Annotated in this window: 9 protein-coding genes; 3 read left to right on the top strand and 6 right to left on the bottom strand. The window is 69.1% G+C overall.

The features are described from left to right. From AD428_RS19150 to hutC, 5 genes are all read right to left on the bottom strand, one after another. Positions 1–532 (bottom strand): aromatic amino acid lyase (locus AD428_RS19150; RefSeq protein ID WP_160318606.1); only part of this gene is annotated, 532 nt, incomplete at its 3' end. A gap of 11 nt (positions 533–543) precedes the next feature. Beyond that, entirely contained in the window at positions 544–1965 is a 1422-nt protein-coding gene (locus AD428_RS19145; RefSeq protein WP_053246242.1) for a purine-cytosine permease family protein, read from the bottom strand. Positions 1966–2022: 57 nt separating this feature from the next. Continuing rightward, positions 2023–3702 (bottom strand): urocanate hydratase, encoded by a 1680-nt coding sequence (gene hutU, locus AD428_RS19140; protein WP_053246241.1) that lies wholly within the window; start codon positions 3700–3702, stop codon positions 2023–2025. A gap of 162 nt (positions 3703–3864) precedes the next feature. Beyond that, positions 3865–4461 (bottom strand): HutD/Ves family protein, encoded by a 597-nt coding sequence (locus tag AD428_RS19135; RefSeq protein ID WP_053246240.1) that lies wholly within the window; start codon positions 4459–4461, stop codon positions 3865–3867. After that, on the bottom strand, positions 4458–5201 hold the full coding sequence (hutC, locus tag AD428_RS19130; RefSeq protein ID WP_369798796.1) for a histidine utilization repressor: 744 nt from the start codon (positions 5199–5201) through the stop codon (positions 4458–4460). The genes AD428_RS19135 and hutC overlap by 4 nt, the downstream gene beginning before the upstream one ends. 120 nt (positions 5202–5321) lie before the next feature. Between hutC and AD428_RS19125 the strand changes: the two genes are divergently transcribed. The 3 genes from AD428_RS19125 to AD428_RS19115 are packed head-to-tail and all read left to right on the top strand — an operon-like array spanning position 5322 to position 7199. Continuing rightward, positions 5322–5612, top strand: coding sequence for a metal/formaldehyde-sensitive transcriptional repressor (locus AD428_RS19125; RefSeq protein ID WP_053246238.1), 291 nt, complete (start codon positions 5322–5324; stop codon positions 5610–5612). A 19-nt stretch (positions 5613–5631) separates the two neighbouring features. Continuing rightward, positions 5632–6741: an S-(hydroxymethyl)glutathione dehydrogenase/class III alcohol dehydrogenase gene (locus AD428_RS19120; RefSeq protein WP_053246237.1), complete on the top strand. Its 1110-nt coding sequence runs from the start codon at positions 5632–5634 to the stop codon at positions 6739–6741. Between the two features lie 23 nt (positions 6742–6764). Further along, a complete protein-coding gene (locus tag AD428_RS19115) occupies positions 6765–7199 on the top strand; it encodes an EamA family transporter (RefSeq protein WP_053246236.1) in 435 nt (144 codons plus the stop codon). Positions 7200–7215: 16 nt separating this feature from the next. Here the strand turns inward: AD428_RS19115 and speB are convergent. Then, the coding region (gene speB, locus AD428_RS19110) for an agmatinase (protein WP_053246235.1) at positions 7216–8038 on the bottom strand (823 nt) is incomplete at its 5' end.

The raw sequence follows: 8038 nt of genomic DNA, 5'->3' as shown, positions 1-8038 counted from the left end.
CCCGCGCCAGGGCGGCCGGCCCATCCAGCCAGACGCCCTCGTGGCGGGCGCGGTTCTCGCCCAGCAGCAGCAGCGACATGTGCGCCAGCGGTGCGAGGTCGCCGGAGGCGCCTACCGAGCCCTTCAGCGGAATGTGAGGATGGACGCCGGCATTGACCAGCGCCACGAGGTGATCGATGACCCGGCGGCGGATGCCGGAATAGCCGCGCGCGAGGCTGTTGATCTTGAGCACCATGACGAGGCGCACCATGGCGTCGTCCAGCGGCTCGCCCACGCCGGCCGCGTGCGACAGCACCAGGGAGCGCTGCAGCGCCTGCAGGTCGCCGGGCGCGATGCGGGTGGACGCCAGCAGGCCGAAGCCCGTGTTGATGCCGTAGGCGGTGCGGTCCTCCGCGACAATGCGTTCCACGCAGGCCACGCTATCGTCGATGGCGCGGGCGGCGCCGGCGTCGAGCACGATCCGCACCGGCTCCTGGTAGACCCGTCGCAGGTCGGCCAGCGTCAGGCGGCCGGGAATCAGATGCAAGTCCATTGCTTCGCTCCTTATGCGTCCAGCGGTTTGGCGTGGGCAGGCTCCACGCGGGCGGCCCTGGCCGCGCGCCGGCCGAATACGTAGTACAGCGCGGCGGGCACGATCAGGCCGATGAGCCACGAGATGTCCACGCCGTCCAGGTGGCGCACCATGGGGCCCGTGTAGAGCTTGGTCGAGATGAAGGGCATCTGCACCAGCACCCCGATGGCGTAGACCAGGATGCCGGCGAGGTTCCAGCGTCCGTAACGCCCGTCGGGATCGTTGAGCGCGGCCACGTCGCAGCGCTCCTTGCTGATGAAGTAATAATCGACCAGATTCACCGCGCTCCAGGGCGTGAAGAACGCCAGCAGGAACAGGATGAACGACTTGAACGCGCCCAGGAAGCCGTGCTGCCCCACCAGCGCCACCGCCATGGCCGCGCCCACGATGCCCAGCACGAACACCAGGCGCTGCCGGGGGGAATACTGCGCCTGGCCGCGGAATCCGCTGATGATGGTGGCGATGCACATGAAGCTGCCGTAGGAATTCAGCGTGGAGATGGTCACCTTGCCAAAGGCCACGCTGAAATACAAGAGCGCCGCCGTGGCGCCGGTGCCGCCCAGCCCGACGATATAGGCCACCTCGCGGCCGGCGAACCGGCCGTCCGCCATGGCCGCGGCGAACACGCCCAGCACCATGGCCGCCTGCGCGCCGAGCACCGAGCCCAGGCCCACGGCGAGGAAAGTCTTCACCGGCGAGGTGCGGCTGGGCAGGTAGCGGGAATAGTCCGCCACGTAGGGGCCATAGGCGATCTGCCACGAGGCGGCCAGCGACACCGCCAGCAGGAACGACGCCCACTCGAAGCGCCGGATCCGCAGCAGCTCGCCCACGTCGCCGATCGTCATGATGCGGGCGAACAGGTAGACAAAGGCCACGATGCCGAGCACGCTGGCCACCCGCCCCACCATGTGGATGACACGGTAGCCCAGCTGGGCCGCCACCACGATGACGGCGGCGAACGCCAGGATGCCCACGCTGTCGCTCATGCCCACCAGCTGCCCGATGGCCTGCCCCGAGAGCACCATGCCGGTGGCCGTGAACCCCAGGTACATGACACAGACGAGCGCGATGGGTATCGCCGCGCCATAGACGCCGAACTGCACCCGGCTGGAGATCATCTGCGGCAGCCCCAGCCTGGGCCCCTGGGCCGCATGCAGCGCCATGACGGCGCCGCCCAGCAGTTGCCCGATGAGCAGGCCGATGAGCGACCAGAACACGTCGCCGCCCAGCACCACGGCCAGGGCCCCGGTGACGATGGCCGTGATCTGCAGATTGGCCCCCAGCCAGAGCGTGAACTGGCTGTAGAGGCTGCCATGGCGTTCCGCTTCCGGGATGAAATCGATGGAACGCCGTTCGACCAGTTCGCCCGGGCCGGCTTCGCTTGCCGAAATCATAGTGTGTCTCCCGCGCGCCTGGACGCGCCTGTTCGGTTCGATGGCCGGCGGGCCGGCTCAGCGGTTGCGGTTGATCATGGGCAGGTTCAGGCCCTGCTCGCGGGCGCACTCGAGAGCGATGTCGTAGCCCGCGTCGGCATGGCGCATGACGCCCGTGGCCGGATCGTTGGTCAGCACGCGCGCGATGCGGCGGGCGGCCGCTTCGGTGCCATCGCAGACAATGACCATGCCCGCGTGCTGCGAGAACCCCATGCCCACGCCGCCGCCGTGATGCAACGACACCCAGGTCGCGCCGCTTGCGGTGTTGAGCAGCGCATTGAGCAGGGGCCAGTCCGACACGGCGTCGGAACCGTCGCGCATGGATTCGGTTTCGCGGTTGGGGCTGGCCACCGAACCGGAATCGAGATGGTCGCGGCCGATGACGATGGGCGCCGACAGTTCGCCGCTGCGCACCATTTCGTTGAACGCCAGCCCCAGGCGGGCGCGCTGCCCCAGCCCCACCCAGCAGATGCGGGCGGGCAGGCCCTGGAAGCTGATGCGTTCGCGCGCCATGTCCAGCCAGCGGTGCAGGTGGGCGTCGTCGGGGATGAGCTCCTTGACCTTGGCGTCGGTCTTGTAGATGTCTTCGGGGTCGCCCGACAGCGCCGCCCAGCGGAACGGCCCGATGCCGCGGCAGAACAGCGGCCGGATGTAGGCGGGCACGAAGCCGGGAAAGTCGAAAGCGTTCTCCACGCCCTCTTCCTTGGCCATCTGGCGGATGTTGTTGCCGTAGTCGAAGGTGGGCACGCCCTGTTTCTGGAAATCCAGCATGGCGCGCACATGGCGCGCCATGGACTGCCTGGCGGCCTTCACTACCGCCGCCGGTTCCTGCTGCGCGCGGGCGCGGTACTGCTCCCAGCTCCAGCCCGCGGGCAGGTAGCCGTTGAGCGGATCGTGCGCGCTGGTCTGGTCGGTGACCATGTCGGGGCGCACCCCGCGCCGCACCAGTTCGGGCAGCACCTCCGCCGCGTTGGCGCACAGCGCCACCGACACCGCCCGGCCTTCGCGCGTGTAGCGCCCGATGCGCGCCAGCGCGTCGTCCAGGTCGGTCGCCTGCTCGTCCACGTAGCGGGTGCGCAGGCGGAAATCGATGCGGCTCTGCTGGCATTCGATGTTGAGCGAGCAGGCCCCGGCCAGGGTGGCGGCCAGCGGCTGGGCGCCGCCCATGCCGCCCAGTCCCGCGGTCAGCACCCAGCGGCCGGAGAGGTTGCCGCCATAGTGCTGGCGGCCGGCTTCCACGAAGGTTTCGTAGGTGCCCTGCACGATGCCCTGGCTGCCGATGTAGATCCAGCTACCGGCCGTCATCTGGCCGTACATCGCCAGGCCGCGGGCGTCCAGCTCGTTGAAGTGTTCCCAGGTCGCCCACTTGGGCACCAGATTGGAATTGGCGATCAGCACGCGGGGCGCGTCGGCGTGGGTCTTGAAAACCCCCACGGGCTTGCCCGACTGCACCAGCAGGGTTTCGTCGTCTTCGAGCTCCCTGAGCGTGGCCACGATCTGATCGTAGCAATCCCAGTCGCGGGCGGCGCGGCCGATGCCGCCGTAGACCACCAGTTCCTTGGGGTTTTCCGCCACGTCGGGGTCGAGATTGTTCATGAGCATGCGCAGCGGCGCTTCGGTAAGCCAGCTCTTGGCGGACAGCGTGCTGCCGCGCGGCGCACGGATGACGGTGTCTCGGTAGAGATTCGGTTTGTGCATGGGGGATCTCCGGAATCGGGTTCGATGCGCGCCGCGCAAAACGCAGCCTGTGGCCAAATCATAGGATGCCTATGGTTGTATATACAAGTACGCGGCGCGTGTTTTTTTGCTAGGGATTTCCCTCACCCGATCGGAGAAAAAGCAGGCGCGGGCCCGCCGCGTTCAGCGGGGCGCGATCTCGACGAGGCAGGCGTCCAGCCCCGACGGCGCCTCGATTTCATAGGCCGCGAGCGCCGCCGGGCCGTCCAGGCGCAGGCAGTCGTGGCGGCCCGGCGCCACGTGCGCCACGCCGTCGCGCAGCAGCCTCAGCGGGCCGGCGCCGGCATTGAACAGCAGCACGGTGGAAGCGGCGCTGTGGAACGCGCCGAAAGCCCGCCCGGCGAGCCATTGCAGCCGCACGCTATACCGCTCGGGCCGGTAGATGAGATTGAAATCGCGGATGGGACCGCCGGGCAGCCTGCATTCGACGCGGGCGTCGCCGGAAAACGCATAGGGCGCGCCCGGGCCGAGCACGGGCTGCGCCTGCCCGTCCACCGTGAGCTGCATGCCCTGGCCCTCCAGCACCGCGATGATGCGCTGGCACCCCGCGAACGACGAAAAGCCCCCGTCCCGCGCCACCTCGGCGATGGACAGGCGCCAGCCGAAGTCCAGGCCCGGCGCGGGCTCGCGCGCCACTTCCCGGGTAACGCCGCCGCCGTTGCGCCAGGGCATGCGGATGTGGTCCTGTGCGCGCAGCAATCGCGCCGATACCGCGCTCATGTCGTGAACTTCCCTTCAAGGCGGTGGCGCGAGCCGGGATGGATGAGCCGCGCCAGCGTGACGGCGCGTTCGCCCGACCAGGTGCGCCGGCGGATGAGCAAGCAGGGCTCTTCGCGTTCGATCTGCAGGAGCTGGCATTCGCGCGGCCGCGCGAGAATGGCCTCCACCACGTGCTCGCCCTGCGTGAGGGGCGCGACGCGGCTCAGGTACTCGTAGGGCGTGCCGCGGGTGAAGTCCTGCTCGAGATAGCCGGGCGCGACCTCGGCGTTGACGTAGCGGTCTTCGAGCTGGATGGGCACGTCGTCTTCGTAGTGCACGATGATCGAGTGGAACACGGGCTGGCCCGGCCGCAGGTCCAGCGCCAGGGCCTGCTCGGCCCCGGCCGGCTCTTCGGCGAGCTTGATCACGCGGCTGTGATGGCGGTGATTGCGCGCGGCGATCTCGTCGGCGATGTTGTGCACCTCGAACAGCGCCGAGCGCGCCTTGGGCGGCGCCACGAAGGTTCCCACGCCCTGCATCCGCACCAGCAGGCCCTCGGCCGTGAGTTCGCGCAGCGCCCGGTTGATCGTCATCCGGCTGAAGCCGAATTCCTCCACCAGCTCGCTTTCCGAGGGCACGCGGTAATGCGCCGGCCAGGCGCCGGTGCGCACCTGATGGGCGATCATCTGCTTGACCTTGGCGTACAGCGGCGCGGGCGCGGCGCTGTCCGGCACGGACAATCGGGAAGGCGGCACGGGAATCCTCTACCTATCGGACGCGGAGGGCTTGAATTATAGAGATATGTACAGACAACCGCCGCTCCGCCTGGACCCGGGCGCGCGCCTTCCGTATACTCCCCCCCTGTATACAGGGAGATCGCCTTGCCGCATTCCGACGCCGAGAAGAAAAAGGTCTGCGCCCGGCTGCGCCGCATCCAGGGCCAGGCCCAGGCGCTGGAGCGCGCGGTCATCGCCGGCACCGACTGCGGGGCGCTGCTGCAGCAGCTCGCCGCCCTGCGCGGCGCCGCCACGGGCCTCATGGCCGAAGTCATGGAAAGCCACTTGCGGGAAACCTTCTTGCAGTCGTCCCGCGGCGAGCCTCACAATCCCGGTATCGACCCGGAGGCCGAGATCGCGCTGCTGATGCGCCTTGTCCGTTCCTATCTCAAGTAAACCCTCGTGGAGCCTTGCTATGAAATCCCGCGCCGCCGTCGCATTCGGGCCCGGAAAGCCCCTGGAAATCGTTGACATCGACGTCGCCCCGCCCCGCCGCGGCGAAGTGCTGGTGCGCATCACGCATACCGGCGTCTGCCACACCGACGCGTTCACGCTGAGCGGCGACGACCCCGAAGGCCTCTTTCCCGCCGTGCTGGGCCACGAAGGCGCCGGCGTGGTGGTCGAGATCGGCGAAGGCGTCACCTCGCTGCAGCCCGGCGACCACGTCATCCCGCTCTACACGGCCGAATGCCGCGAGTGCAAGTTCTGCCTGTCCGGCAAGACCAACCTGTGCCAGAAGGTGCGCGCCACCCAGGGCAAGGGCGTCATGCCCGACGGCACCTCGCGCTTCAGCTACGAAGGCAAGCCGCTCTACCACTACATGGGCTGCTCCACCTTCAGCGAATACACCGTGGTCAACGAAATCTCGCTGGCCAAGATCAACCCCGCCGCCCCGCACGAGAAAGTCTGTCTGCTGGGCTGCGGCGTCACCACCGGCATCGGCGCCGTGCACAACACGGCCAAGGTCAAGGAAGGCGACACCGTCGCCGTGTTCGGCCTGGGCGGCATCGGCCTGGCCGTGGTGCAGGGCGCGGTGCAGGCCAAGGCCGGCCGCATCATCGCCATCGACACCAACCCCAACAAGTTCATCCTGGCCAAGGCCATGGGCGCGACCGACTGCGTCAACCCCAAGGACCACGACCGCCCCATCCAGGACGTCATCGTCGACATGACGGACGGCGGCGTGGACTTCTCCTTCGAGTGCATCGGCAACGTGCACGTGATGCGCGCGGCGCTGGAGTGCTGCCACAAGGGCTGGGGCGAGAGCATCATCATCGGCGTGGCGGGCGCGGGCCAGGAGATCAGCACGCGGCCCTTCCAGCTCGTGACGGGCCGCGTCTGGCGCGGCTCGGCCTTCGGCGGCGTCAAGGGCCGCACCCAGCTTCCCGGCATGGTGGAAGACGCCATGAACGGCAAGATCGACCTCGCCCCCTTCGTCACGCACACGCTGCCGCTGGAGCGCATCAACGAGGCCTTCGACCTGATGCACGAGGGCAAGTCCATCCGCACGGTCATCCACTACTGACGCCATCCGCCGGGAACCGCCTCATGGAAAGCTCCGCCAGCTGGGTGCTCTGGGCCGCGCTGTCGGCGGTCTTCGCCGCCCTGACCGCCATCTTCGCCAAGATCGGCATCGAGGGCGTCGATGCCGACCTCGCCACCCTGATCCGCACCTTCATCATTCTGTTGGTGCTGGCGGCCTTCATCGCCGCCACCGGCAAGTGGAGCAACCCCCTCGCCCTCTCCGGACGCACCTGGACCTTTCTCGGGCTGTCGGCGCTGGCCACGGGCGCGTCCTGGGTCTGCTATTTCCGCGCGCTGCAGCTGGGCGAGGCATCCAAGGTAGCGCCCATCGACAAGCTCAGCGTGGTGCTCGTCGCGCTCTTTGCCGTGGCCTTCCTGGGCGAGCGCCCCGCGCCGAAGGACTGGGCCGGCATCGCGCTGGTGGCGGCCGGCGTGCTGCTGCTGGCGCTGCGGCGCTGAGCCGCCGGCCGCGTCCTCAGGCGCGCGCGGCCCCGCGAAGCCGCACGCACATCAGGCTCAGTATCTCGAACAGGATCTGCGCCCCCGCGTGCGCGGTGTTGGCCGTGGCGTCGTAGGCGGGCGCGACCTCCACCACGTCGCCGCCCACGATGTCCATGCCCGCCAGGCCGCGCAGCATGGCCAGTGCCTCCCGGGCCGTGACGCCGCCCACCTCCGGCGTGCCGGTGCCCGGCGCGTACGCCGGGTCCAGGCAGTCGATGTCGAAACTCACGTACACCGGCGCATCGCCCACCACCTCGCGCGCCTTCGCCACGACGGCGTCCACGCCCAGGCGTGGAATGTCTTCCGCATGCACCACCGTCATGCCCGAGGCGTATGAAAACTCCCACAGGTACTCCGCCGCGCCGCGGATGCCGATCTGGATGGTGCGGGTCGGGTCCAGCACGCCATCCAGCACGGCCTGCCGGAACGGGCCGCCATGGTGAAAGCGCGTGCCGTCGAACGGCCCGCCCGTATCGCAATGCGCATCGAAATGCACCAGCGCCAGGGGCCGGTCCCGGCCGAGCGCGCGCAGAATGGGCCGGGTGATGGAGTGGTCGCCTCCCACGGACAGCGGCATCACGCCGGCGCGCGCCAGGCGCGCATAGGCGGCTTCTATGTCTTCGTGCGACTGCTCCAGGCTGTAGCGGCTGCGCATGGGCACGTCGCCGATGTCGGCCACCCGCAACTCGCGCGTGGGCGCGCAGCGCAGCGCGTGGTTGTAGGGGCCGATGCGCTCGATGGCGCGCAGCGCGCGCGGGCCGAAGCGACAGCCGCTGCGATTGCTCGCGCCCAGGTCC

The sequence above is a fragment of the Achromobacter sp. DMS1 genome, from assembly GCF_001270295.1.
The sequence above is the reverse complement of the archived record's forward strand: the minus strand, read 5'-3'. Positions and strand labels throughout refer to the sequence as shown.

Excerpts from the sequence above, each read along its gene's own strand:
- AD428_RS19115 (WP_053246236.1), top strand. The coding sequence starts at position 6,765 with ATGGAAAGCTCCGCCAGCTGGGTGCTCTGGGCCGCGCTGTCGGCGGTC.
- AD428_RS19135 (WP_053246240.1), bottom strand. The coding sequence starts at position 4,461 with ATGAGCGCGGTATCGGCGCGATTGCTGCGCGCACAGGACCACATCCGC.
- hutU (WP_053246241.1), bottom strand. The coding sequence starts at position 3,702 with ATGCACAAACCGAATCTCTACCGAGACACCGTCATCCGTGCGCCGCGC.
- AD428_RS19120 (WP_053246237.1), top strand. The coding sequence starts at position 5,632 with ATGAAATCCCGCGCCGCCGTCGCATTCGGGCCCGGAAAGCCCCTGGAA.
- AD428_RS19145 (WP_053246242.1), bottom strand. The coding sequence starts at position 1,965 with ATGATTTCGGCAAGCGAAGCCGGCCCGGGCGAACTGGTCGAACGGCGT.